General features: G+C 70.6%; 22 protein-coding genes. 10 read left to right on the top strand and 12 right to left on the bottom strand.

Annotation, left to right across the window (positions count from 1 at the left end):
* Positions 1-71: 71 nt before the first annotated feature.
* On the top strand, positions 72-779 hold the full coding sequence (locus CU044_RS01225) for a hypothetical protein (RefSeq protein WP_129766464.1): 708 nt from the start codon (positions 72-74) through the stop codon (positions 777-779).
* A 16-nt stretch (positions 780-795) separates the two neighbouring features.
* Here CU044_RS01225 and CU044_RS01220 read toward each other — a convergent pair whose 3' ends face one another.
* From CU044_RS01220 to CU044_RS01205, 4 genes are all read right to left on the bottom strand, one after another.
* The gene (locus tag CU044_RS01220) at positions 796-1,821 is read right to left on the bottom strand and encodes a LacI family DNA-binding transcriptional regulator (protein ID WP_129766463.1); all 1,026 of its coding nucleotides are present in this window, start codon (positions 1,819-1,821) and stop codon (positions 796-798) included.
* Positions 1,822-1,996: 175 nt separating this feature from the next.
* On the bottom strand, positions 1,997-3,214 hold the full coding sequence (locus tag CU044_RS01215; RefSeq protein WP_275670163.1) for an FAD-dependent oxidoreductase: 1,218 nt from the start codon (positions 3,212-3,214) through the stop codon (positions 1,997-1,999).
* Between the two features lie 14 nt (positions 3,215-3,228).
* Complete coding sequence (locus CU044_RS01210; protein WP_129766462.1) at positions 3,229-3,423, bottom strand: ferredoxin; 195 nt, start codon at positions 3,421-3,423, stop codon at positions 3,229-3,231.
* 23 nt (positions 3,424-3,446) lie between these two features.
* The gene (locus CU044_RS01205) at positions 3,447-4,646 is read right to left on the bottom strand and encodes a cytochrome P450 (RefSeq protein ID WP_129766461.1); all 1,200 of its coding nucleotides are present in this window, start codon (positions 4,644-4,646) and stop codon (positions 3,447-3,449) included.
* A 212-nt stretch (positions 4,647-4,858) separates the two neighbouring features.
* Between CU044_RS01205 and CU044_RS01200 the strand changes: the two genes are divergently transcribed.
* The 3 genes from CU044_RS01200 (at position 4,859) to CU044_RS01190 (ending at position 7,751) form a co-directional block, all read left to right on the top strand.
* On the top strand, positions 4,859-5,413 hold the full coding sequence (locus CU044_RS01200) for a MarR family transcriptional regulator (RefSeq protein WP_129766460.1): 555 nt from the start codon (positions 4,859-4,861) through the stop codon (positions 5,411-5,413).
* A gap of 181 nt (positions 5,414-5,594) precedes the next feature.
* The gene (locus tag CU044_RS01195) at positions 5,595-6,845 is read left to right on the top strand and encodes a hypothetical protein (RefSeq protein ID WP_129766459.1); all 1,251 of its coding nucleotides are present in this window, start codon (positions 5,595-5,597) and stop codon (positions 6,843-6,845) included.
* A gap of 60 nt (positions 6,846-6,905) precedes the next feature.
* Positions 6,906-7,751 carry a M23 family metallopeptidase gene (locus CU044_RS01190; RefSeq protein WP_129766458.1) on the top strand — a complete coding sequence of 282 codons (846 nt, stop codon included), beginning with the start codon at positions 6,906-6,908 and terminating at the stop codon, positions 7,749-7,751.
* Between the two features lie 25 nt (positions 7,752-7,776).
* Here the strand turns inward: CU044_RS01190 and CU044_RS01185 are convergent, their stop codons facing one another.
* Together CU044_RS01185 and CU044_RS01180 are read right to left on the bottom strand one after the other, a co-directional pair.
* Positions 7,777-8,157: a DUF6114 domain-containing protein gene (locus CU044_RS01185; RefSeq protein ID WP_129766660.1), complete on the bottom strand. Its 381-nt coding sequence runs from the start codon at positions 8,155-8,157 to the stop codon at positions 7,777-7,779.
* Positions 8,158-8,222: 65 nt separating this feature from the next.
* On the bottom strand, positions 8,223-8,864 hold the full coding sequence (locus tag CU044_RS01180) for a DUF6230 family protein (protein WP_129766457.1): 642 nt from the start codon (positions 8,862-8,864) through the stop codon (positions 8,223-8,225).
* A 652-nt stretch (positions 8,865-9,516) separates the two neighbouring features.
* On the opposite strand from CU044_RS01180, the gene CU044_RS01175 reads away from it, so the two are divergent.
* On the top strand, positions 9,517-10,218 hold the full coding sequence (locus tag CU044_RS01175; protein WP_129766456.1) for a Tat pathway signal sequence domain protein: 702 nt from the start codon (positions 9,517-9,519) through the stop codon (positions 10,216-10,218).
* A gap of 99 nt (positions 10,219-10,317) precedes the next feature.
* Here the strand turns inward: CU044_RS01175 and CU044_RS01170 are convergent, their stop codons facing one another.
* The gene (locus CU044_RS01170) at positions 10,318-11,133 is read right to left on the bottom strand and encodes an SAM-dependent methyltransferase (protein WP_129766455.1); all 816 of its coding nucleotides are present in this window, start codon (positions 11,131-11,133) and stop codon (positions 10,318-10,320) included.
* A gap of 261 nt (positions 11,134-11,394) precedes the next feature.
* On the opposite strand from CU044_RS01170, the gene CU044_RS01165 reads away from it, so the two are divergent.
* Entirely contained in the window at positions 11,395-14,637 is a 3,243-nt protein-coding gene (locus CU044_RS01165) for an alpha-L-rhamnosidase (RefSeq protein ID WP_129766454.1), read from the top strand.
* A gap of 111 nt (positions 14,638-14,748) precedes the next feature.
* Here CU044_RS01165 and CU044_RS01160 read toward each other — a convergent pair whose 3' ends face one another.
* Positions 14,749-15,477 (bottom strand): glucose 1-dehydrogenase, encoded by a 729-nt coding sequence (locus CU044_RS01160; RefSeq protein WP_129766453.1) that lies wholly within the window; start codon positions 15,475-15,477, stop codon positions 14,749-14,751.
* Positions 15,478-15,621: 144 nt separating this feature from the next.
* Between CU044_RS01160 and CU044_RS01155 the strand changes: the two genes are divergently transcribed.
* Both CU044_RS01155 and CU044_RS01150 read left to right on the top strand, forming a co-directional pair.
* The gene (locus CU044_RS01155; RefSeq protein WP_240045255.1) at positions 15,622-16,296 is read left to right on the top strand and encodes a TetR/AcrR family transcriptional regulator; all 675 of its coding nucleotides are present in this window, start codon (positions 15,622-15,624) and stop codon (positions 16,294-16,296) included.
* A 42-nt stretch (positions 16,297-16,338) separates the two neighbouring features.
* Positions 16,339-17,874 carry a helix-turn-helix domain-containing protein gene (locus CU044_RS01150; protein WP_129766452.1) on the top strand — a complete coding sequence of 512 codons (1,536 nt, stop codon included), beginning with the start codon at positions 16,339-16,341 and terminating at the stop codon, positions 17,872-17,874.
* A gap of 238 nt (positions 17,875-18,112) precedes the next feature.
* Here the strand turns inward: CU044_RS01150 and CU044_RS01145 are convergent, their stop codons facing one another.
* Positions 18,113-18,292, bottom strand: coding sequence for a ferredoxin (locus CU044_RS01145; RefSeq protein ID WP_240045254.1), 180 nt, complete (start codon positions 18,290-18,292; stop codon positions 18,113-18,115).
* A 39-nt stretch (positions 18,293-18,331) separates the two neighbouring features.
* Positions 18,332-19,531 (bottom strand): cytochrome P450, encoded by a 1,200-nt coding sequence (locus CU044_RS01140; protein WP_129766450.1) that lies wholly within the window; start codon positions 19,529-19,531, stop codon positions 18,332-18,334.
* 195 nt (positions 19,532-19,726) lie between these two features.
* Between CU044_RS01140 and CU044_RS01135 the strand changes: the two genes are divergently transcribed.
* Entirely contained in the window at positions 19,727-20,386 is a 660-nt protein-coding gene (locus CU044_RS01135; protein ID WP_129766449.1) for a TetR family transcriptional regulator, read from the top strand.
* Positions 20,387-20,417: 31 nt separating this feature from the next.
* Here the strand turns inward: CU044_RS01135 and CU044_RS01130 are convergent, their stop codons facing one another.
* Together CU044_RS01130 and CU044_RS01125 are read right to left on the bottom strand one after the other, a co-directional pair.
* On the bottom strand, positions 20,418-20,795 hold the full coding sequence (locus tag CU044_RS01130; protein WP_129766448.1) for a toxin Doc: 378 nt from the start codon (positions 20,793-20,795) through the stop codon (positions 20,418-20,420).
* Positions 20,795-21,034: a hypothetical protein gene (locus CU044_RS01125; RefSeq protein WP_193563840.1), complete on the bottom strand. Its 240-nt coding sequence runs from the start codon at positions 21,032-21,034 to the stop codon at positions 20,795-20,797. Before CU044_RS01125 ends, CU044_RS01130 begins: the two co-directional genes overlap by 1 nt.
* Before the next feature lie 195 nt (positions 21,035-21,229).
* Between CU044_RS01125 and CU044_RS01120 the strand changes: the two genes are divergently transcribed.
* Complete coding sequence (locus CU044_RS01120; protein ID WP_129766447.1) at positions 21,230-21,883, top strand: class I SAM-dependent methyltransferase; 654 nt, start codon at positions 21,230-21,232, stop codon at positions 21,881-21,883.
* The last annotated feature ends 2 nt before the right edge of the window (positions 21,884-21,885 follow it).

Below are 21,885 nucleotides of genomic sequence, written 5' to 3'. Positions count from 1 at the left end.
TCATCCACCGAACCACCGGCCCACCGGTCCACTGAGCCGCTGACCCACCGCCCCCTCAGGGAAGGAACGCCATGAACCTCCGTACACCGGGCAGGCTGCTGCTCGCCCCGGCGGCCGCGTTCGCCGCCCTCATCGGTTCCGCCGCCGCACCCGCCCACGCGGCCATCTGGTCCTCGTCGGACCAGTGGGGCTCGTACACCACTTCCGACGGCTACACGCTCTACAACAACATCTGGGGTTCGGGCGCGGGCTCCCAGACCGTCTGGGCAAACTCCTCCTCGAACTGGGGGGTTTGGGCCTCCCACCCCAACACCGGCGGCATCAAGTCGTACCCCAACGCGAAGAAGGTGATCAACAAACCCCTGGACTCGCTGTCCTCGCTCCGGAGCGGCTACAACGTGTCCGTGCCGTCCTCGGGCGCGTACAACACGTCGTACGACATCTGGGACACCGACTACGGCTACGAGGTCATGCTCTGGGTGAACCACAACGGCGCGGTCGGCCCGCTCGGCACCTCGCAGGGCTCCGCCACACTCGGCGGCCACACCTGGAACGTGTACAAGGGGAACAACGGCGGCAACGAGGTGTTCTCGTTCCTGCGCACCTCGGACTCCGCCTCCGGCACGGTCGACATCCTGCCCATCCTCAAGTGGATCAAGAACACCAAGGGCTGGTGGGGCAACGAGACCATCGGGGACGTCCAGTTCGGCTACGAGATCACCTCGTCGTCCGGCGGGCTCGACTTCGTCACGAACAGCTTCTCGGTGTCGGGCGGCTGACGGTACGCCGGCCCGCTCATCGCGACGGGTCCCCGGACGCCGCCCGGGGACCCGTGCTCTCCCGTACGGTCAACTCGGGCCGCAGCAGCACGACTTCGTCCGATCCCCGGCCCGAGAGCTTCGCGACCACCTGCTCGACCGCGTGCCGTCCCATCTCCTGCGCCGGGACGGCGACCGAGGTGAGGGGTACGGAGGCATGGACGGCGACCTGATCGGGGCAGATGGCGACCACCGAGATGTCCTCCGGTACGGCGCGCCGCTGCTGGCGGAGCAGGGCCAGCAGCGGATCGGTGGCGGCCTCGTTCTGGACGATGAACGCGGTGGTGCCGGGGCGTTCGTCGAAGATCCGTCCGACGGTGGCGGAGACGGCCGCGTAACTGCCCTCGCAGGGGCGGTGCAGCAGCCGGAGCCCCAGCTCCGCGCTCCGCTCGCGCAGACCGCTCAATGTACGTTCGGCGAAGCCGGTGAGGCGTTCGTACACCCCGGGGGCCTCACCGATGACCGCGATCTCACGGTGGCCGAGACCGGCCAGATGGTCCGCGCACACGGCGCCGGCGGCGGCGAAGTCGAGGTCCACACAGCTGAGTCCGGTGGTGTCGGCGGGCAGCCCGATGAGCACCGAGGGGCGCCGCGCCTCCCGCAGCAGCGGCAGCCGGTCGTCGTGCAGCTCCACATCCATCAGGATCATCGCGTCGGCGAGGGCGCTGCCCTCGATCCGCCGCACCCCCGCCGGCCCCTCCTCGCCGGTCAGCAGCAGTACGTCGTAGCCGAAGGTACGGGCCGTGGTGGCGACCGCGATGGCGATCTCCATCATCACCGGCACATACATGTCCGTCCGCAGCGGCACCATGAGCGCGATGATGTTCGACCGGCTGCTGGCCAGCGCGCGGGCACCGGCGTTGGGGTGGTAGCCGAGCTGTTCGATGCTGTGCTCGACCCGTTCCCGGGTGGAGGCCGAGATGGAGCGCTTGCCGCTGAGGACATAACTCACCGTGCTGGCGGACACTCCGGCATGCTGAGCGACATCGGCGAGGGTGACCATTCAGCTCTCCAGGCAGGCCGGTTGAGGAGTGAAGCGCTTCGACGGACGCGTCTTCGAGACTAGATGGCACGTCCATGACCTGTCCATAGTCGGATCGAAGCGCTTCGACACCCCCTACGACGAAGAGCGGGTCCGGCCGACTTGGCCGGACCCGCTCACAGGAGACCGGCTCCTTCTAGGTCACCAGCTCCGTACGGGCGCCGACCGCGGTCTCCCAGTCGGTACCCTCGGCCACCAGCGCGCGGTAAGGACGGGCCGCCCGCGCCATATTGACGGAGACCGCACCGCAGACGCGGCCGTCCCGCCCGTAGAGCGCGATGAGCTTGCGGTCCGCGACGGCGCCCTCGACGACGTGGATACGGTCGGCCTCCCGCGTACGGCCGAAGATCTGCACCTTCAGCTCGTACTGGTCGGACCAGACGAACGGAACGGGAGCGAAGGGAACGGCGGCACCGGGCCCGGCCAGGATGTTCCTGGCGACGGCCAGTCCCTGTTCTGCGGCGTTCGTGCGATGCTCGATCCTGGTCGGGGCGCCGGTGCGCGGGTGCAGCCAGCAGGCGACATCGCCGGCCGCCCAGACCCCCGACCCGGCGTACAGCGTGGGGTCGCACTCCACGCCGTCGCCGACCGGAAGACCGCTCCCTTCCAGCCAGCCGGTGCACGGACGGGCACCGATACCGACCAGTACCACGTCCGCGGGGAGCGTACGGCCGTCGGCCAGCCGCACCCCGGTGACACGGCCGTCCTCGGAGTCGACTCCGTCGACGAGCACGCCCGTCTCCAGCCGTACTCCGTGGTCGCGGTGCACCTCGGCGAGCATCGTGCCCAGTTCAGGACCGAGTACGTCGGACAGCGGCATCGGGACATCACTGACGAGGGTGACCTCGGCGCCCAGTTCACGGGCGACCGCGGCGGCCTCGCAGCCGACGAAGCCCGCGCCGACGATGACCAGCCTCGGCCGGCCGCACAGGGCGTCCCGCAGGCCGAGGGCGTCCTCCAGGGTGCGCAGCACATGCACCCCGGCGACGCCTTCGGTACCGGGCAGCCGGCGGGCGGCGGCGCCCGTCGCCACCACCAGGGCGTCGTAGCCGATCCGTTCGCCGTCGGCCAGGACGACCTGGCGTGCCGCCGTGTCCAGGGACTCCGCCCGGACACCGAGCCGCAGATCGAGCCGCAGGTCCGTCAGCACGTCCTCGCCGCGCAGCCGCAGCCGCTCGGGCTCCCAGGCGCCCGACAGCAGCTGCTTCGACAACGGCGGCCTGTCGTAGGGGAGATGGACCTCCTCGCCGATGAGGGTGATCCGCCCCTCGAAGCCGGCCCGGCGCAGCCCCTCGGCGGTGGCCATGCCCGCCGCCGAGGCACCGACGACGGTCACATGCCGGACTTCGCCCACTCCCGCTCCGCTCACTATGGCTCCAGTCGGATCGCGGCGGCCGGACAGATGAGCGCGGCCTCGCGTACCTGCTCGTGCAGCGCGGCCGGCGGCCGCGCGTCGAGTACGAATGCTATGCCGTCCTCGTCACGCTGGTCGAACACCTCGGGGGCGGCGACGACGCACTGTCCCGCTCCGCAGCACTTGTCCTGGTCGAGCCTGACTTCCATGATCTTCCTCTCCACTCCGGCGCTCACCAGGCCACCGGCAGCCCGTACACGCCGTACACGCCCATGTCGGCCCGGAAACGGATGTCCTCGAACGGGACGTCGAGCCGCAGGCCGGGCAACCGTCGGATGATGGTCTCCAGCGCTATCTGGAGTTCCACCCGGGCCAGCGGCTGGCCCAGGCACTGGTGCACGCCGAAGCCGAAGGCGACATGGCGGCGGGCGTCCCGGGTGACATCGAGGTCCCCGCCGGACGGGAAGACGTCCCCGTCACGGTTGGCGGTGTTGAGCGTGCAGATGACGCCCTCGCCCGCGCGGATCGTCACGCCGCCGACGGTGACGTCCTCGGTGGCCGCCCTGGTGACCCCGTTGTGCACGATGGTCAGATAGCGCAGCAGTTCCTCGACCGCCCCCTTCACCAGGGAGGGGTCCTCCTGGAGCCGGGTCCACTGGTCCGGTTCGCGCAGCAGGGCGAGCACCGACAGCGCGGTCATGTTCGCGGTCGTCTCATGGCCTGCGATCAGCAGCAGCAGCCCCATGGCCGCCGTCTGGGGCACGGTGAGTTCGCCCCTGGCCATCAGCCGGCTGATGATGCCGTCGTCCGGCGCGTGCTCCTTGGTCTTCGCCAGTGTGGTCAGATAGCCGACCAGTTCGTCCCTGGCGGTCAGGACCTCGGCCTCCGTCGAATCGTTGTGCAGCAGGACGCGGCTGCGTTCCTGGAAGTAGTCGTGGTCCTCGTAGGGGACCCCGAGCAGCCGGCAGATCACCAGGGACGGCAGCGGCAGCGCGAACTCCGTGACCAGGTCGGCCGACGACCGGGAGGCGGTCATCCGGTCCAGCAGCTCATCGGTGAGGCGCTGGATCTCGGGGCGCATCGCCTCGATCTTCTTGACCATGAAGTCGGCGGTGAGCATCCGGCGCAGCCGGGCGTGGTCCGGGTCGTCCATCCGGATGAAGCTCGACTCGCCCGCGGTCACCTTCTTGCGCGCGAGGGTGAGGAAGGGGTAGCCGGGGCGGGTGGCGTCGGCGCTGAACCTCGGGTCGCCGAGGACCGCGCGGACGTCTTCATAACGGGTGATCAGCCAGCACTGGGAGCCGTCCCAGAGCGTCACCCGGGTCACGGGGGCCTCCTCGCGTGCCTGTTCGTACTCGGGAGGCGGGGCGAAGGGGCAACCGCCCCGGGCGGCTGGGGCGGTGAGGAGCGGCGTGTGGTCGGTGACGGTCATGGGGGGTTCTCCTTCACGCGGGACGCGGGTGAGCTTCCGGGAGAGAGCCGAGCAGGCGAGCGAATTACCTAACAAAAGCAATTAACTCTCGGTCACGCTAACGCGCCTGCGCGTGCGGAAGGAAGGGGAGAAAGGCCGTCGTTCCACTTTGGCCGAATGCCGACCGCCGCCACCTGCGCCCCCTTGCGCGGTGTTGCCGTTACAGTTCCTCCATGCCGGACGCCGACACCGCCCCGGAACCCACAGCGGCCCTGGAGAAGATGCTGGCTCTGCTGTCGTATCTGCTCACCCGCTCCCAGGCGCACGACCAGCAGATCTCGCAGGCAGGCGTCACCGCCCGCCGCTCGGACGTGTATCTGCTGCTGGCCCTCGACAAGAACGACGGCAGCCGGGTCGGCGATCTCGCCACCCGGCTCATGGTCGAGCCCTCCCATGTCACCCGCCAGATCGCCCGGTTGCAGGCCCAGCGGCTCGTCGAGCGCACACCCGATCCGCTCGACGGCCGTGCGCGCCGGGTGGCGATCACGGCGGAGGGCACCGCTTTGCTGGCCCGCCTCCACCAGGCCAACCGCGCCAGCCTCCAACAGGCCCTGCACGACGTGGAGGAACGCGACATCGCCACCACCGTCGACGTACTCCAGCGGCTCGTCGACGGCTATGTACGCCGGGTACGGGCGCAAGCGCTTCCGGAGTGCGAGGCCCCTGCCCCGGGCGCGCCCGGCGGCGTCCCCGGCCCGCGTCCGTCCGGCGCCCAGGAGACCGGCTGATCCGCGCCATGTCCCGCGGGCGCCGGGGAGAAACCGACTCTTGTCGTGGACATGGCGGAATCGCTACGGTGGCCCGGATCGCGTCGCCCGGACCCGATCCGCTCAGCACACCCCGACGCGCCGGCCGTCCCCTCGCACTGGTGACGGGACGTCACCCGGCCCGGAACGAAGGCGACTCAGGATGCGTGACAGGTGGCAGCGGCACCGCTGGCCGGTCGGACTCGTCTCGGCACTCGCGTGTCTGGGACCCGCGGTGGCCACATCGCCCGCGACGGCGGCCGACGCGCGTGTGTCCACGCGCGTAGCGCCGGACGGGATCTCCTGGACGGAGGATCTCTCCCGGGTCGGCTCCGACGATGTGAACGTGCGCCACTCCCCCGGTGGACTGCGCGTCCTGGACCGGGAGTTCCGCACCGCGTCGGCGGACAGCGACCGGGGATACGGCGCGCAGGTGCTGGCGCCGCGGACGCTCGACCGTCCCGTCAACCGCGTACGGGCCGAGCTCACGGCCCGCCTGCCCGCCGGCGCGCGGGTGACCGTCGAGGTCAGGGGGCGCTCCGCCGACGGCTCCTGGACCGAGTGGCGCGAGGTGGCGGCGACTGCGATGGCACTGCCCCGTACCGTCAGCACCGTACAGGCGCGCCTCACCCTCACCGACGCGTCCGGCCTGGCACGGGTCGGGGGACTGCGGCTGACGGCCGACCGGGGCCCCGAGCCGCGGACCGGCGTCGGCGCCGCCGCCTTCAGCGCGCGCGTCTTCGCGACCCGCGAGGGGCTCGTCGGCGGAACGACCGCCAACGGCCATGTCATCCAGCCGAACGACCACTTCGTCGCACTGCCCTCCAGGCGGGGCCTGTCGCCGAACGGCAGTGGTCAGTACTCCGTCCAGGTCTGCGGTCCTGCCCGGTGTGAGACCGCCCCGGTCTGGGACGTCGGTCCCTGGAACACCCGCGACGACCACTGGAACCCCTCCTCGGTACGGGAGAGCTTCCAGGATCTGCCGCAGGGGAAACCGGAGGCGCAGGCGGCATACGAGAACGGCTACAACGGCGGACTCGACGGCTCGGGCCGACGGGTCCTCAATCCGGCGGGAATCGATCTGGCAGACGGCACCTTCGCCAATATCGGACTGACGGACAACGGCTGGGTGACCGTCACCTATCTGTGGACCGGCGGACAGCCGGGCACGTCGTTCCCGACCTGGGGCACCGATGTACGGATCCGGCAGCAGGCGACGACGACATCGGTCGAGGTGGCGCGGCTGGCCGGGCCCACCCGGGTCAATGTCAGGTGCCAGGTCCACGGCCAGCGGATCACCGTCGACGGCATCACCAACGACGGGTGGTCCTACCTGCCGGACTACGGCGGCTATGTCTCCAACATCTTCATCGATGTCGCCGAGGCATGGCTGCCCGGCGTCCCCACGTGCTGAACTCCCTTACCGCGCAACCCCGTTCAGCACCATCGGCCCCACTTCGGCAGAGGAGCCCGTATGCGTCGCAGACATCCGTTGTCCGCGCGGTCCGCACTGTCCTCGCTTTCCCTTCTCGTCGCCGCCCTCCTCGCGACGACCGGCCCGGCCGCCGCCTCCCCGCAGGCGCCGGACCGTTCCCCGCGGTCCCACCAGGACACCCCGCTCGCCGCCCCGAACTTCAAGGCCCCCTATCCCTGCGGTCAGCGGTGGACGCTCGGCCACCACTCCGCCGAGGTGCGCCGGGCGCTGGACTTCGTGCGGGCCGACGGCGGTTCGACGGCCGGCACACCGGTCCTGGCCTCCGCCGCCGGTACAGCCACCCGGATGTCACAGCCCAGCGGCGCGGGCAACTACATCGTGATCGACCACGGCGCGGGCTGGAAGACGTACTACTTCCATCTGGCCTCGTACTCCGTGCCCAGCGGCGCCTCGGTCGGCCAGGGACAGCAGATCGGGGTGACCGGGTCCTCCGGCAACTCCTCCGGCGCACATATCCACTACGAGCAGTTGCTCAACGGTGTGGGCCAGAACATCGTCGTCAACGGTGCCGGTCTGCCCTACCCCTCGCAGTACAACCAGTCGTATCTGACCAGTGACAACGGCTGCGGTGGCGGCGGAAGCGCCTTCCGTACGTGGGGTTCGGACATCCGGGTGCGCGCGGACGCCTATCTGGACTCGGCGGTGGTCAACGTCCTCGCCGGACCGACCGATGTCACGGTGGTGTGCCAGAAGCAGGGCAGCACCGTGACCGCCGATGGCTACACCAACAACTGGTGGAGCAAGCTCCGTGACCAGGGCGGCTTCATCTCCAGCATCTATATCGACCATCCCGCGGCGCAGTTGCCGGGCGTTCCGGTCTGCTGACCCCGCGACGCCTCGGGCGACACCGTCACGCCGTCCCGCGTGGGGCCCGCCGCCGCCAGCGGCGCGGCTCCTGGTCGGGCAGCCAGCCGAAGGCCAGCGAGCTGCCGATGACGCCGAGCAGCAGGCCGACGAAGAACCCGCCCAGGTTGGACGTGACCCAGGTGCCGAGCGTGACCAGCACGCCGATGACCGAGTAGAACAGCCGCTGCCCCGGGTTCAGCAGCACCAGCAGTCCGCATACGGCCATGACCAGCGGAAGCAGATAGGCGGCGATGCCTCCCGCTCCCGCTTGCAGGACGACCGAGATCGAGGCCTGCTCGGTGAGCAGGATCTCCGCTCCGCCGAGCAGCAGGAGCGCGCCGCCCCAGAAGGGCCGGCGTCTTCGCCAGGCGGTGAAGGCGCGCAGTGGACGGCGGCCCCCGGCCGGGACGGCGGTCCCGGCCGGGGGATTCGTTTCGAGGGGAGCCACGCTCAGCAGCCCTTCGAACTGAAGTTGAGATGGAGGTTGGGCAGCCGGAACTTGGCGGCGGTGGTCGCCCAGTTGGTCTGGCGCAGGTTGGTGATGGTGACGGTGTCGGCCTGCTGCCCGAAGACGCCGAGGGGACCCTTGACGCCCGCCTTGGTGAAGGTGCTCGCGTCGCCGCCGATCTCGATGTTCTCGAAATCCGCCTGATTGCCCGTCAGCACCGTGGAGTCGGTGGTCAGATCGGTCGCGGACACGGGTGTGCCCTTGTCGCCCGCGGTGATGTGCAGATAGGTGCCGCCGATTTCGACGCTCTGGCAGAGCTTGGTGAGTTTGGCCTTCTTGATGGCCGAGACCACCACCAGGACCTGGCCGCCGGTGTCGCCGGCGTTGGGGCTGCCCTCCGCCATGTTGTCCATGCCGCCGAACTGCTCGAAACCCTGGCCCTCCAGGCGGTCGGCGGTGACCGTGAAGGGCATCCCGGAGATGGCGAACTGAGCGGCGATGGCGCCCTGCGCCGTGAGGATCACGAGGGTGGCGGCCGCGGCGACCGCCGGTACGCCCATGAGCGCGGCGCGGCGGAACCGCACTCTCCCCCGCCGTTCGGCTCTCTCTGGCGTTTCACCGCCGGTGATGTCGGACGTGGCCATGAGCTGCTCCTGAAGGTGTGATGACCGGAACGAGCTTGCGCGGCGATGTCCTGGCGCGGACGGCTCCCGGCGCCGGCGGGGTTTCCCCCGGGACAAGGCGACGGCGCGGCCATGGGAGTCGACCGGAAAGTTACTCCCAGGTATCCACGCGGTCAACCACCTTGTGAGAATTGGGTGTTGATCGCGTGTGAGGTCTGAGCCCGGCCCGGCGCGGGCCATCCACCGCCACTCCGGCCCCCGGACGGGTCGAGCGGTGCCGGGCGCCGCGGGTCCGCGGCGATACGCCGGACCGGCCGCTCGGACTCACGGCGGGTGCGCACCCCCGGCACGCCGCTGACGTCTGCGTACCGCGGGTAACAATCATCGGCGACTTCCCCCGCGGACCCTTGACTCCGCGCATCGGACAGGCTTACAACCCTCTTGGGTTTCCTTCTGTGCCGCGCTCGTTCGCGGCGCGGTGCGGGTCCGTGGCGCCGGTCCCGTACCGCAACCGTTCACCCTCACCCGCTCCTGGCGCTGCCCCACGGGCACCGCCCTCTCGCACAGCCGGCCGCATCCCTCGCCGGCCGCGACGACGCGCTCGGCCGAGCCGCCACAGCGCGTACGTACCACCTCACCGCACCCCGCACCGCACTCGCGAAAGGGACTTCGCATGGGTACTCGCACGGGCTCACGACGCACTGTTCTCGCCGCCGCCGGCGTCACCGCCGCCGTCGCTCTCCTCACCACCGGCACGGCGTCCGCCACCGGTTCGCCGTCCGCCGCCGGGACCGCCGCCGGCAATGTCCTCACCCACGGCAGCGCGGGCGGCTCCGCCGTCGGGGTGGGGGACGTCTTCACCTCGTCGCTGAGCAGCGGCGCGAGCGTCACGATCCGTACCACCGCAGGCGGATCCACCGGAATCACCTGCACGGCTTCGCAGTTCACCGCGACCGTCACCGGCAATCCGGCCGCGCCGGGCACCGCCACGGAGTCGCTGACAGCGCACACCTTCGGCGGGTGCACCTCGAACATCCTGGGGACGACCGGGGTTCAGAGCATCACGGTCGACCGGCTCCCCTACAGCACGACGGTCACGTCCGGGGGGCCGCTCACCGTGGGCGCCGGGGCGGCCGGCGCGGTCCAGACGACCGTCAAGCTCAACACCCTGCTCGGCCTGACGACCTGCGTCTACACCTCCACGGGGCTGAGCGGCGCCACATCCAACACCGACAACTCCATCACCTTCACCAACCAGTTGTTCAGCAAGTCGTCCGGACCGGTCACCTGCCCGGGCTCCAGCTACTTCTCCGCCAAGTACGGCCCGGTCAAGGACACGAGCCAGTCCGGCAGCCCGTCCGTCTTCGTCAACTGACATACCGGAGTGGTGTGCCGGCACGCCGACGGATAGCCGCGCCGATGCCCGTGCGAGTGCTGTCGCACGGGCATCGGCCGGTGCCCGGGTGTCCGCGGCTCAGGCGTTCTTCCGGGCGACGCCTCCGTACATGGCGATGTCGCGGTCGTCGATGTCCTCCTGCCCGGCGTCCGGCCGCCAGTGGTGGACCTGGGTGACCCCCGGCGCGACCAGTTCCAGACCGTCGAAGAACGCCTCCGCCTCGGCGTGCGTGCGCAGCTGCATGGGCATACCGCGGCGTGCGTATTCGGCGGCGACGCGGCCCACCTCCTGCGGGGCGAAGTCGGCGGTGCCGATGGTCATGGCCAGGAAGCTGCCCGCGGGCAGCGGATCCAGCAGGCGCTGGACGAGGCCGTGGTCGTCGTCGGTGTCGAGTATGAAGTGCAGGATGCCGATGACCAGCAGCCCGACCGGTTCGCGCAGATCGAGGAGTTCCTGGAACTGGGGCGAGCCGAGGATCGCGTCGGGGTCGCGCATGTCGGCGTCGACATAGGCGGTGTGGCCCTCGGGGGAACTGGTCAGGAGCGCCCGCGCGTGGGCGAGCACGATCGGGTCGTTGTCGACGTAGACGATGCTGGCGTCGGGACGGACCTCCTGGACGACCTCGTGCACATTGGGCGAGGTGGGCAGGCCGGTGCCGATGTCGAGGAACTGCCTGATGCCCTCCTCCCGCGCGAGGTACCGGGCCGCGCGGTGCATGAACTCCCGGTTGGCGCGCATGTGCACCGGCAGCGCCCGCCACTCGCGGCACATCGCGTCCCCGGCTTCCTTGTCGACCGGGTAGTTGTCCTTTCCGCCCAGGATGTAGTCGTAGACGCGGGCAGAATGCGCCTCACCCGTGTTGATCCGCCGTACCGGTTTCTCCTGCTGCGTCATCTTCACTCCAGGTCCCGATCGAAGCCTTGGCCAGGAGTCTAGGCAATGAGACACCACAAGATCGCGTGGATGACGTACATGAAAGGTTTCAACCAGCCCTCCAGGGAAGCTAGAGCAACGCCAACCACCCCGTCAATAGGCGGAACTCGCCCTTCTCCGGGCCATCGACCGGTCGTCACACAACCCTTGACAGGTCTCACACGTCTCCCTACTTTCACAAAAGTGAAACGATTCATCGTCGAGTCGTAACGGAGTCGCATTGTGATCAGCAGAAGACGACTGCTCGGTACGTCCGCCACCGCCCTGGGGACAGCCCTTGTCGCCGGGACCGTTCCGGCCGCCGGTGCCGATCCGTCCCTGGCTCCGGCCGCGGGGCCGGGGGCCGGCGCGGGCGCGCGCGTCACCGAACCGACGGTCGAGTACGTGCGCCATCCGCTCGGCCTCGACACGCCACGTCCCAGGCTGAGTTGGCCCGTCGTGTCCGACCGGCCGGAACAACGGCAGAGCGCGTATCAGATACGGGTCGCCACCACTCCGGAACGCCTCGCCAGGCCCGACGTCTGGGACAGCGGGCGGATCACCTCGGCGCAGTCGGTCCTGGTCCCGTACGCGGGTCCGGCGCTGACATCACGTACCCGCTACCACTGGTCGGTGCGGGTGTGGAACACCGACGGCAGCGTGTCGGGATGGAGCGCGCCGTCCTGGTGGGAGACCGGACTCACCGACGCCTCGGACTGGTCGGCGCGCTGGATCGCCGCTCCCGCCGCGCTCGTCGGCGCTCCCGCGATGGACGGCGCCTCCTGGATCTGGTTCCCCGAGGGGGATCCGGCGAGCAGCGCCCCGGCGGCGACCCGCTGGTTCCGGGGCCGGGCCGACATCCCGGCCGGTGTCACCCGCGCCCGGCTGGTCGTGACCGCCGACGACGGCTACACCGCCTATGTGAACGGCGTCCGCGTCGCGCACGCCGAGGCGCACGGCCCCGCCGAGAACTGGAAACGCCCCGTCGTCGTCGATGTGACCGGCCGGCTGCGGCCGGGCGCCCAGGTGATCGCCGTCTCCGCCACCAACGCGACCGTCGGTCCCGCGGGTCTGCTCGGCCTGCTGGAGCTGACGACAGCGGACGGCACCACCGTCTTCGGCACCGACGGCAGCTGGCGGACCACCGACCGGGAGCCCACCGGCGACTGGCTCAGCGCCGCGTACGACGACGCCGCGTGGCCCGCCGCCAGGACGCTCGCCGCCTGGGGCTCGGGCCCCTGGGGCGCGGCGCGGGTCTCCTACTTCCCCGCAGCGCAGCTGCGCCACGAATTCCGGCTGCGGCGCGGGGCGAAGGTCGCGCGCGCCCGGCTCTACTCCACGGCCCTCGGGCTGTACGAGGCGTATCTCAACGGCGAGCGGATCGGCGAGGACCGGCTCGCGCCCGGCTGGACCGACTACCACCAGCGCGTCCAGTACCAGACGTACGACGTGACCCGGCTGCTCGGACCCGGTGTCAACGCACTCGGGGCGACGGTCGCGGCCGGCTGGTACGCGGGGAACATCGCCTGGTTCGGTCCGCACCAGTACGGCGAACGCCCGGCCCTGCTGGCCCAGTTGGAGGTCACGTACACCGACGGCACGACCGAGCGGGTGCTGTCGGGCACCGACTGGCGCGCCGCGACCGGACCCGTCACCGGCGCCGATCTGATGGCGGGCGAGGAGTACGACGCCCGGCTGGAGACCGACGGCTGGACCCGCGCCGGATTCGACGCGACCGGCTGGACGGCCGTCGAAGCCGTGGACAAGGTCACCGCCGCGCTCGTGGCGGAGGTGGACGGCCCCTCACGGGTGGCGGGTGAGCTGCCCGCGAAGAAGGTGACGGAGCCCCGGCCCGGTGTCTTCGTCTTCGATCTCGGCCAGAACATGGTGGGCGCGGTGCGGCTGACCGTCTCCGGCGCCGCCGGCACCACCGTACGGCTGCGCCACGCCGAGGTGCTCAACCCCGACGGCACGCTCTACACCGACAATCTGCGCACCGCCCGCGCCACCGACACCTACACCCTCAAGGGCGGCGGCCAGGAGACCTACGAGCCGCGCTTCACCTTCCACGGCTTCCGCTATGTCGAGGTGACGGGCTATCCGGGGAAGCCGTCGCCCGGCGCGGTCGTGGGGCGGGTCATCCACACCTCGGCGCCGTTCACGATGGACTTCAAGACGAATGTCCCGATGCTCAATCAGCTGCACAGCAACATCACCTGGGGCCAGCGCGGCAACTTCCTCTCCATACCCACCGACACGCCCGCCCGCGACGAACGGCTCGGCTGGACGGGCGACATCAATGTCTTCGCGCCCACCGCCACGTACACCATGGAATCGGCGCGCTTCCTGACCAAGTGGCTGTGGGATCTGCGTGACGCGCAGGAGGACGACGGCGCGCTCACGCATGTCGCCCCGGATCTCGCCGGGGTGGGCAGTGGCGCGGCCGGCTGGGGCGACGCGGGGGTCACCGTGCCCTGGGCGCTGTACCAGGCGTACGGCGATGTCCGCGTCCTGGAGCAGTCGTGGGCCTCCGTGCTGAAGTGGCTCGACTATCTGGAGGCGCACAGCAGCGGCTATCTGCGCCCCGCCGACGGGTTCGGCGACTGGCTCAACATCCAGGACGAGACGCCCAAGGACGTCATCGGCACGGCCTACTTCGCGCACAGCGCCGACCTCGTCGCCCGGATCGCCGAGGTCCTGGGCAAGGACCCGGCGCCGTACGCCGCGCTGTTCCGCGCCGTACGCGACGCCTTCCGCACGGCGTATGTCTCCGCGGGCGGACGGGTGAAGGGCGATACACAGACCGCGTATGTCCTGGCCCTGTCCATGGACCTGCTGGCCGACGCCGACCGCGCACCCGCCGCCGACCGGCTCGTCGACCTCATCAGGGCCAAGGACTGGCATCTGTCGACGGGCTTCCTCGGCACTCCGCGACTGCTGCCGGTCCTCACCGCCACCGGTCACAACGATGTGGCCTACCGGTTGCTGCTGCGGCGGACGTTCCCCAGTTGGGGCTACCAGATCGACCAGGGCGCCACGACGATGTGGGAGCGGTGGGACTCGATCAGGCCGGACGGCAGCTTCCAGGACGCCGGGATGAACTCCTTCAACCACTACGCGTACGGCTCGGTGGGCGAATGGATGTACGCGAACATCATCGGCATCGCCCCCGGTGGCCCGGGGTTCCGGGAGATCGTCGTCCGGCCGCGGCCCGGTGGCGGGGTGACGGAGGCCGAGGGACGCTACGACTCGCTCTACGGCCCGGTCACCACACAGTGGAAGACGGACTCCGACGGCTTCCGGCTCACCGTCTCGCTCCCGGCCAACACCACCGCCGAGGTGTGGATCCCGGAGAGCGGCACGGCGGCCGGTGCGGGTGGTGAGGGCCGGGGGGACGTACGGCATCCGACCGCCACGTTCCTTCGACGGGAGGACGGCTGCGCCGTGTTCGCCGCCGGTTCGGGAAGGCACCACTTCACCGGCTGAGCGATCCGGCGGAGGGCGCCGTGCGCGCCCGCGCACGAGGAGGGACCGCGCACGAGGTCGACGGCGTCGGTCCCTCCGGACGTGGGCTCTCCGGGCCGGGCGGCCGAGCCGTCAGATCTGCGCTCTGCCGCCGTCGACGAACAGCTCGATTCCCGTGATGAAGCTGGAGTCGTCCGAGGCCAGGAACAGCGCCGCTCTGGCGACTTCCTCGGGCTCGCCCATGCGGCCCATCGGAATGGTGGACGCGATCCTCTCGATCGCTTCGTGAGGCTGCCTCGCCACCAGCGGCGTTTCGACGGGGCCAGGACTGAGGACGTTGGACCGGATACGGCGATCCTTCAGTTCCACGGTCCATCCGCGAACGAAATTCCGGATGGCGGCCTTGCTCGCGCCGTAGACCGAGAACTCCGGGGTCCCTTTGACGCTCGCGACGGAGCCCGTGAGGATGACGGAGGCACCGTCGTTCAAGAGTGGCAGGGCCTTCTGGACCGTGAAGAGCGCCCCTTTCACGTTGATGTCGAAAATCTTGTCGAAATGCTCTTCCGTGATGTCCTCCAGCGAAGCGAACTCACTGATCCCGGCGTTGGCGAGAACGATATCGATCCGCCCTTTCGCCTTGACGGTCTGGTAAAGGCGGTCCAGGTCGGCCAGTTCGGCGACATCGCCCTGAACGCCGGACACATTGCCACCGATCGCCCGCACGGCCTCATCGAGTTCTTTCCGGCGACGGCCGGTGATGAAGACATAGGCGCCCTCTTCGACGAAGAGCTTCGCCGCGGCCAGCCCGATTCCCGTGGTGCCACCGGTGATGACCGCCACTTTTCCCTGCAGCTTGCCCATAGTCACTGCTCCCGTTTCACGGTGGACGCGGCTTCGGCCGGACGGTCCGGGTTCATCCCGGACAACGCCATCATTATTCGGAAAGATCGGGCCGAGCCGGTTCACCCACGCCCCGTGGCGAAGAGATACCGGCCGACCATCTCAATGACGATCGACATTGAGATCTCCGGTCCAGCCCGCTACAGTCCTTCCAGGAGCTGGGCTTGGGGGAAGACAGTGGGCGTTTCGAAGCAGAAGGCAGCGGAGAACCGAGAAGCGATCATCGCCGCAGCGGATGGCTTGTTCCGTGAGCGCGGCGTCGATGCCGTCGGCCTCGTCGAGCTGATGGGCGCGGCCGGGTTGACGCGCGGCGGCTTCTACAACCACTTCGCCTCGAAGGACGCGCTCGTCGACGCGGTCGTCGCCAAGGCCATGGCGGACGGTTTCAGCGACCTCGACGAAGCCGTCACGGCCTCCGAGGATCGCGGCAGCGACCCGCTCACGGAACGGATCGACTGGTATCTCTCGCCCGGACACCGCGCCGACATCGAACACGGCTGCCCGAACACGGGGTTCGTCGGCGACGCCCGCCGGCTGGATCCGGCCTCCCGCGCACGCTATACGAAGGGCCTGGCGGCCAATCTCGACCGCTTCACGGAGATCGTCCAGGCGCCCGGCCTCGACGAGGGCGAGCGACGAGCGCGAGCCATCGCGCTGTTCAGCGAGATGGCCGGGGCCCTGCTTCTGTCACGCGCCGTCGCCGATGCCGACCCCGCCCTGGCCGACGAGATCCTCGCCGGCGCGCGCACCGACCTGCAGAGCCGCGTCCGTGCCGCGTAGCGCCGTGAACCATCTTCCGGCGCGGTTCGGAGGAAGGACCTGATGGAGAGGGACTCGGAGAGACGGGCACCCGATGGCCGGCTCGATGAATTCCTTCATGTGGTCGGGCAGTTGGCATGGCGGCCGGACGCGGGCATGCAGGGCGTGGTCGACTGGCTCCACCGCCAGCTGGACACGGACATCGCACTCATCGACAGCGCGGGCGCGGTGGAGCTGTCCACCCCGCGCTTCCCCGAGGAGGTCCTCGGCCCGCTGGGGCCGATGCTCACCCGGCTGGCCACCGGCCGGATGGCCTCGGCCGTCACGGAGATCGGTGCCGTACACCTGCGGCTGGAGGCGGTCGGGACCGAGTCGCCCCGGCAGGTGCTGGTGCTCGCCGGGCCGGCCGGGCTGAGCCGCAGGGCGGCGTCCCTCGCCTCGCACACCGGAAGCGTCATCAGCATCCTGCACCGCGCCCGCGCCGCCGACACGGCGCTCCACGGGTACCAGGAAAAGGCACACCAGCTGCGCGTGGCCCTCTTCATGGCGCTCATGGCCGGGGATCCGGTGCTGGCGCGCCGGATGACGACCGGGGCCGTACCCGCGCTGCTGGACTGCGACCGTATCCGGGTCCATCTGCTGCGCTGTCCGCCGGAGGACCGGGACCGGCTCGCACGGGCCCACCAGGACTCCTCGGGTTACCACGGCCGGGGACTGATGGTGCGCTGCCCGGTCTATGACGAGCATCTGATCTGCCTGATCGCCGACGACGGCGGACCGCGGGACGGCGAGGGACACGATCCCGGCGCGCCGGGCGGTCTGGGCGCCGCGCTGCGCGAGCTGGTCGGGGAGAGTCCGCGTTACGCGCTGGGCATCAGCGGCGCGCATCCGCTCCGTGCGACCGCCGAGGCGTACGAACAGGCCAGGCACGCCCTGGCCGTGGCGGGCAACGCCCCCGGCAGAGTGGCCGGTTACCGGGGCCTGGAGCCGCTGGAGCGGCTGCTGCCGCGCGACGCGGCCGTCGGCTGGGCCCGTTCCTTTCTCCGGCCGCTCCGCTCGCTGCCCGGGGTCACCCTCGAGACGACCCGGCTGGCGATGCACTTCCCGCGATCCGGTGTGGCCGGTCTTCTGGGCATCAGCCGCAACACCGTCACCGCCCATCTCAAACGCGCCGAGGACGCACTCGGTGTCGACCTCCGGGAGGTGCGTTCCCGCGCCACCGTCGCGCTGGCCCTCGCCATCACCACCCTGCATCAGGACGCCGAACCCGTCGCCGGTGGTCCGGCCGTCCCCGAGGTGGAGGCGCTGTTCCGCACCCAGGCCGTCGCCGCGTGGGCCGAGGGCTTCCTCGAACCCCTGGACGGCGCCGGCCATCACCGGGTGCGGACCACCCTGCGCACCTGGATCGAGACGAACACCGACGCGCAGCGGACCGCGCGGCGCCTCGGCAACAGCCGCACCACGGTCGCGGCCCATCTGCGTACCGCGGAGCGTCTGCTCAACCGGGATCTGCTGACGACCGGTTCCGGCGTCCACGATCTCGTGTACGCCCTCGGTCTGCTGGGCGAGATCCCGCTCGCCCCCGACCATGCGCCGTGAACAGAACAGCGTCCTGCTGACCTCACACGACGCACCACTCGCGCGCCGCCCCGTGCATCGTGCACATGTCCACCATGGAGTTCGGGCGCCGTGACCAGTGGCCGGGCCTGTCATCCGTCCGGGTGAGGCGATCTAATTCCGGTGTCGAGTTCGCGGCCGCCCCGCATCGGGGGACAGGGCGGCCGCGACGCGGCGGGTACGGAGTGACGGCCGGGGCGCGAGGAGCCGCTCGGCCCTGTCAGGGGCGCGGGGCGATCTCGCGTCCTCCGTCCACGACGGTGATCGCCATCGCCGGGCACGAATCGGCCGCGTCCAGCACGGCCTCATGGGGGTCGACGCCGGCGGCGAGGGGCCGGGCCCGGTCGCCGTCCAGGGTGAAGTGATCGGGCGCCATCCCCGCGCACATGCCCGATCCCATACAGCGTTCTCCGTCGACGTGGAGCTGCCAGGCCATCGGTCACCACCCGACCGGCATGGTGCGCGGGCCGCGGACGATCATCTGCTGCTTCCACACGATGTCGCCCGCCAGCCGCAGACCGGGCAGCCGGGTCAGCAGCGCGCGCAGTGCCTCCTGAAGCTCCACCCTGGCCAGCGGCGCGCCGAGGCAGTGGTGGACACCGTGACCGAAGCCCAGGTGCTGAACGCCCTCGCGCTCGATGTCCAGCACGCCCGGTGAACTGAACCTGAGCGCATCCCGGTTGGCCGCGCCCACCGCGACCAGTACCGGCTCCCCGGCGTGTACGAGCGTGCCGCCGACCTCGATGTCCTCGGTGGCGTAGCGGGGGAACGCGGCGCCCGCGCCGAGTGGCACGAAGCGCAGTAACTCCTCGACGGCGCCCGGGATCAGCGCGGGCTCCTCGCTCAACCGCCTGAGCTGCTCCGGGTGTTCGAGGAGCGCGTAGACGAAGTTCGGGATCTGTGTCGCCGTCGTCTCGTGTCCGGCGATCAGAATGCCGACGCACATGTCGATGAGCTCCGGCTCGGAGAGCCGGTCGCCGACATCGCGCGCCTGGATCAGCGCGGACATGAGATCGTCGGCGGGTTCCTCCCGGTGCCGGGCGATCAGTCCGGCCATGTACGCGCGCAGCTCCTTGTCCTTGGCGGCGAACTCCTCGGCGGTCAGCCCGCTGGTGGACAGCGCGGCGTCGCTCCATTCGCGGAACCGCGGGCGGTCCTCCACCGGTACGCCGAGCAGCTGGCAGATCACGGCGACCGGGATCGGCAGCGCGAACTCCTCGACGAGATCCACGGGCGGGCCCATGGCGATCAGACCGTCCACGAGCTCGTCGGCGAGCCTGCTGATGTCGGGCCGCATCTTCTCGACACGGTGGACGGTGAACGCCTTGGCCACCAGGGTGCGCAGCCGGGTGTGGTCCGGCGGGTCCATACGGAGGATGCCGCCGGCGCGCTGCTCCGCCCACTGGCGGGGACCGTCGTGCCGCTCCTCCTCCGCGCGGCTGAAGCGGCGGTCGCCGAGGACGAGCCGGGCGTCGGCGTAGCGGGTGGCCAGCCAGGCCGGTTCCCCGTACGGCAGCTGGACCTTCAGCAGCCCGGGCAGGTCACGGGCGTGTGCGTACGCCTCGGACAGCCCGATCCCGTCGGTCCGGTTGAAGGGGTAGCTGACGGGTCCGGCGGATGCGTTCTGTACGTCGGTCATCGAGGTGCCCCGATCGCGAGTCAGTGACGCGGCTCGTTCCGCGCACGGGTCGGCGCGTACGCGAGCCGCAGGATGTAAGCGCTCGATTACAAACGGTAAGAGGGTCGTCCGGTTCCGTCAACGGCGCCTCGCGCCACTGGATTCGGCCCGTCGCGGCATTACCGTGTCCGGTGCACGGAGTACGGGAGGTGCGACATGGCCCACCAGGGGCCCGAGCGACGGCGGAACGCCGCGGAGACGAGACAGGCACTGCTCGACGCCGCCACCACGCTTTTCGCCGAGCGCGGTTTCGACAGCACCACGGTGCGGGACATCGCCGGCCTGGCCGAGGCGAACCAGGCGCTGGTCTTCCGCTACTTCGGCTCGAAGGAGGCGCTCTTCGAGGAGGTCATGGCGGGGGTGGGGCGGGAGCGCCTGGCCACCACGCCCGCGGAACACCTGCTCTCCGCGGTGCTGCGCGATCTCCTGGCGCCCGCCGCCGACCGGGACCGGTCCCTGGAGGCGTTCCTGCGGTCGGGAGGCGGCGGCGGGGCGGTCTCCGCGGTGCGCGAGCAACTGGGCGAGGAGTACGCGCGGGTGCTGCGTACGCTGACCTCGGGACCGGACGCGGCGCTGCGCGCGGATCTCGTGCTGGCCTGGCTGCTGGGCATCGGTCTGATGCGGGTGGTGGCGCCCAAGGAGCCGCTGTCGACGGCGGACTCCACGGAGGTGAGCACGCTGGTACTGGGCGCGGTGAGCACACTGCTGGAACGCGTCGACCGCGCCCCGGCACCACCCCGGACGGCGCCCGCAGCGCCTCCGATCCCCACGCAGGCCGCCGCTCCGGCGTCCGGGCGGCTGCCGCAGGAAACCTGAGCGGGGACCTCCGCGCGCGGCGTCGCGTGCGTCAGATGCGCCAGCCGCGGATCTGGTCCGCCGCCTGGTACACGCTGGCCTTGCCGGACTGGATGGCCCGGACGAGTTCGACGAGGGCGCCGTACGGCGGATCGATCCCCTCACCGGACGCGTGCATGTACGCGGCGGTGACCTGGCAGGCGTACAGGCTGTTCCGGTACGGCAGCGGCTCCAGGCACACCAGGGTGTGCATGAGCGCCGCCGCGCGCCAGGCCACATCGGGTTCGCTGGTCGCCGGGCGCGGGATGCGGGTCTTGTGGCGGGCGACGGCGGCGACCAGCGCCGAGTAGTCGGCCACCGAGACATCTTCCGGGACGGCCTGTTCCTGTACGTCCAGGAGCCAGGCCACGTCGATGTACAGCACCGGCATCAGGCGGCTTCCGCCCGCCTGTCGTGCCGCGCCGGTGGGACCTCGTTGGCGAAGGCCTCGTCGAACTCGCCCCGGTGCTGTTCGCCCCAGCCGACGGCGTAACGGACGAACTGGAGACGCTGCTGCTCGCGGAGGGGCAGGTCGTGGACGTACTGCTTGAGCGACTTGCCCTCGGCGGCTGCCGCCGCGCGGACCGCCTCCAGCTCGTCGTCGGTGAAGCTGATGTTGAGTGACGGCATACCCGTACGGTACCTAACTGGTACCGAACAGGGAAGCGGCGTATTCATGGGGCTCCGGCGTGACGGCCGGGCCCGCCCCGGCGTTTTGCCGGATCGGCAACATTGCTTGCTCATCGCGCGCTGTGGGCGGACCATACCCCTCGACGATCACCAGCCACCGGCCACGGGCCGGAGGGCACAGCGGAAGGCGCTTCCATGACCGACGAACAGCTCCAGGACGTACCGGTGGACCAGTTCTGGGAGGACTTCTACCGGGCGAAGGACGCCGTGTGGAGCGGCAACGCGAACCCGGTCCTGGTCCGCGAGATCACCGGGCTCGCGCCCGGTACAGCCCTGGACCTCGGCTGCGGGGAAGGAGCCGACGCGATCTGGCTCGCCCTGGGCGGCTGGCGGGTCACCGCCGTCGACGTGTCCCCGACGGCCCTCGACCGGGCGGCCGGCCACGCGGCGGCGGCCGGGGTCGCCGACCGCGTCGACTGGCAGCGGCACGATCTGGGGGTCTCCCTCCCCACCGGCACCTTCGACCTCGTCTCCGCCCAGTTCCTGCACTCCCCGCTGGAGATCCCCCGTGACCGGATCCTGCGGTCGGCCGCCTCCGCCGTGGCTCCCGGCGGGACCCTGCTCGTGGTCGGACACGCCGGGCTGCCCTCCTGGGCGGACGACGACACGCACGACGCCCGCTTCCCCACGAACGAGGAGGTCCTCGACGCGCTCGCTCTCCCGGCCGGGCAGTGGCGGGTCGACCGCCAGGAGACGCTGGAACGGCCCCTGACCGCCCCCGACGGCCGGCCCGGAACGGTGTCCGACAACCTGCTGCGGGTCAGGCGGCTGACCGGCACCGGCGCGTAACG

Source organism: Streptomyces sp. L-9-10 (assembly GCF_004151105.1).
In the GTDB taxonomy this organism is placed as follows: Bacteria; Actinomycetota; Actinomycetes; order Streptomycetales; family Streptomycetaceae; genus Streptomyces.
The sequence above is the reverse complement of the archived record's forward strand: the minus strand, read 5'-3'. Positions and strand labels throughout refer to the sequence as shown.

Coding starts and splice junctions, on each gene's coding strand:
- CU044_RS01225 (WP_129766464.1), top strand. CDS start 72: ATGAACCTCCGTACACCGGGCAGGCTGCTGCTCGCCCCGGCGGCCGCG.
- CU044_RS01220 (WP_129766463.1), bottom strand. CDS start 1,821: ATGGTCACCCTCGCCGATGTCGCTCAGCATGCCGGAGTGTCCGCCAGC.
- CU044_RS01210 (WP_129766462.1), bottom strand. CDS start 3,423: ATGGAAGTCAGGCTCGACCAGGACAAGTGCTGCGGAGCGGGACAGTGC.
- CU044_RS01205 (WP_129766461.1), bottom strand. CDS start 4,646: ATGACCGTCACCGACCACACGCCGCTCCTCACCGCCCCAGCCGCCCGG.
- CU044_RS01200 (WP_129766460.1), top strand. CDS start 4,859: ATGCCGGACGCCGACACCGCCCCGGAACCCACAGCGGCCCTGGAGAAG.
- CU044_RS01195 (WP_129766459.1), top strand. CDS start 5,595: ATGCGTGACAGGTGGCAGCGGCACCGCTGGCCGGTCGGACTCGTCTCG.
- CU044_RS01190 (WP_129766458.1), top strand. CDS start 6,906: ATGCGTCGCAGACATCCGTTGTCCGCGCGGTCCGCACTGTCCTCGCTT.
- CU044_RS01180 (WP_129766457.1), bottom strand. CDS start 8,864: ATGGCCACGTCCGACATCACCGGCGGTGAAACGCCAGAGAGAGCCGAA.
- CU044_RS01175 (WP_129766456.1), top strand. CDS start 9,517: ATGGGTACTCGCACGGGCTCACGACGCACTGTTCTCGCCGCCGCCGGC.
- CU044_RS01170 (WP_129766455.1), bottom strand. CDS start 11,133: ATGACGCAGCAGGAGAAACCGGTACGGCGGATCAACACGGGTGAGGCG.
- CU044_RS01160 (WP_129766453.1), bottom strand. CDS start 15,477: ATGGGCAAGCTGCAGGGAAAAGTGGCGGTCATCACCGGTGGCACCACG.
- CU044_RS01155 (WP_240045255.1), top strand. CDS start 15,622: ATGACGATCGACATTGAGATCTCCGGTCCAGCCCGCTACAGTCCTTCC.
- CU044_RS01150 (WP_129766452.1), top strand. CDS start 16,339: ATGGAGAGGGACTCGGAGAGACGGGCACCCGATGGCCGGCTCGATGAA.
- CU044_RS01145 (WP_240045254.1), bottom strand. CDS start 18,292: ATGGGATCGGGCATGTGCGCGGGGATGGCGCCCGATCACTTCACCCTG.
- CU044_RS01140 (WP_129766450.1), bottom strand. CDS start 19,531: ATGACCGACGTACAGAACGCATCCGCCGGACCCGTCAGCTACCCCTTC.
- CU044_RS01135 (WP_129766449.1), top strand. CDS start 19,727: ATGGCCCACCAGGGGCCCGAGCGACGGCGGAACGCCGCGGAGACGAGA.
- CU044_RS01130 (WP_129766448.1), bottom strand. CDS start 20,795: ATGCCGGTGCTGTACATCGACGTGGCCTGGCTCCTGGACGTACAGGAA.
- CU044_RS01125 (WP_193563840.1), bottom strand. CDS start 21,034: ATGCCGTCACTCAACATCAGCTTCACCGACGACGAGCTGGAGGCGGTC.
- CU044_RS01120 (WP_129766447.1), top strand. CDS start 21,230: ATGACCGACGAACAGCTCCAGGACGTACCGGTGGACCAGTTCTGGGAG.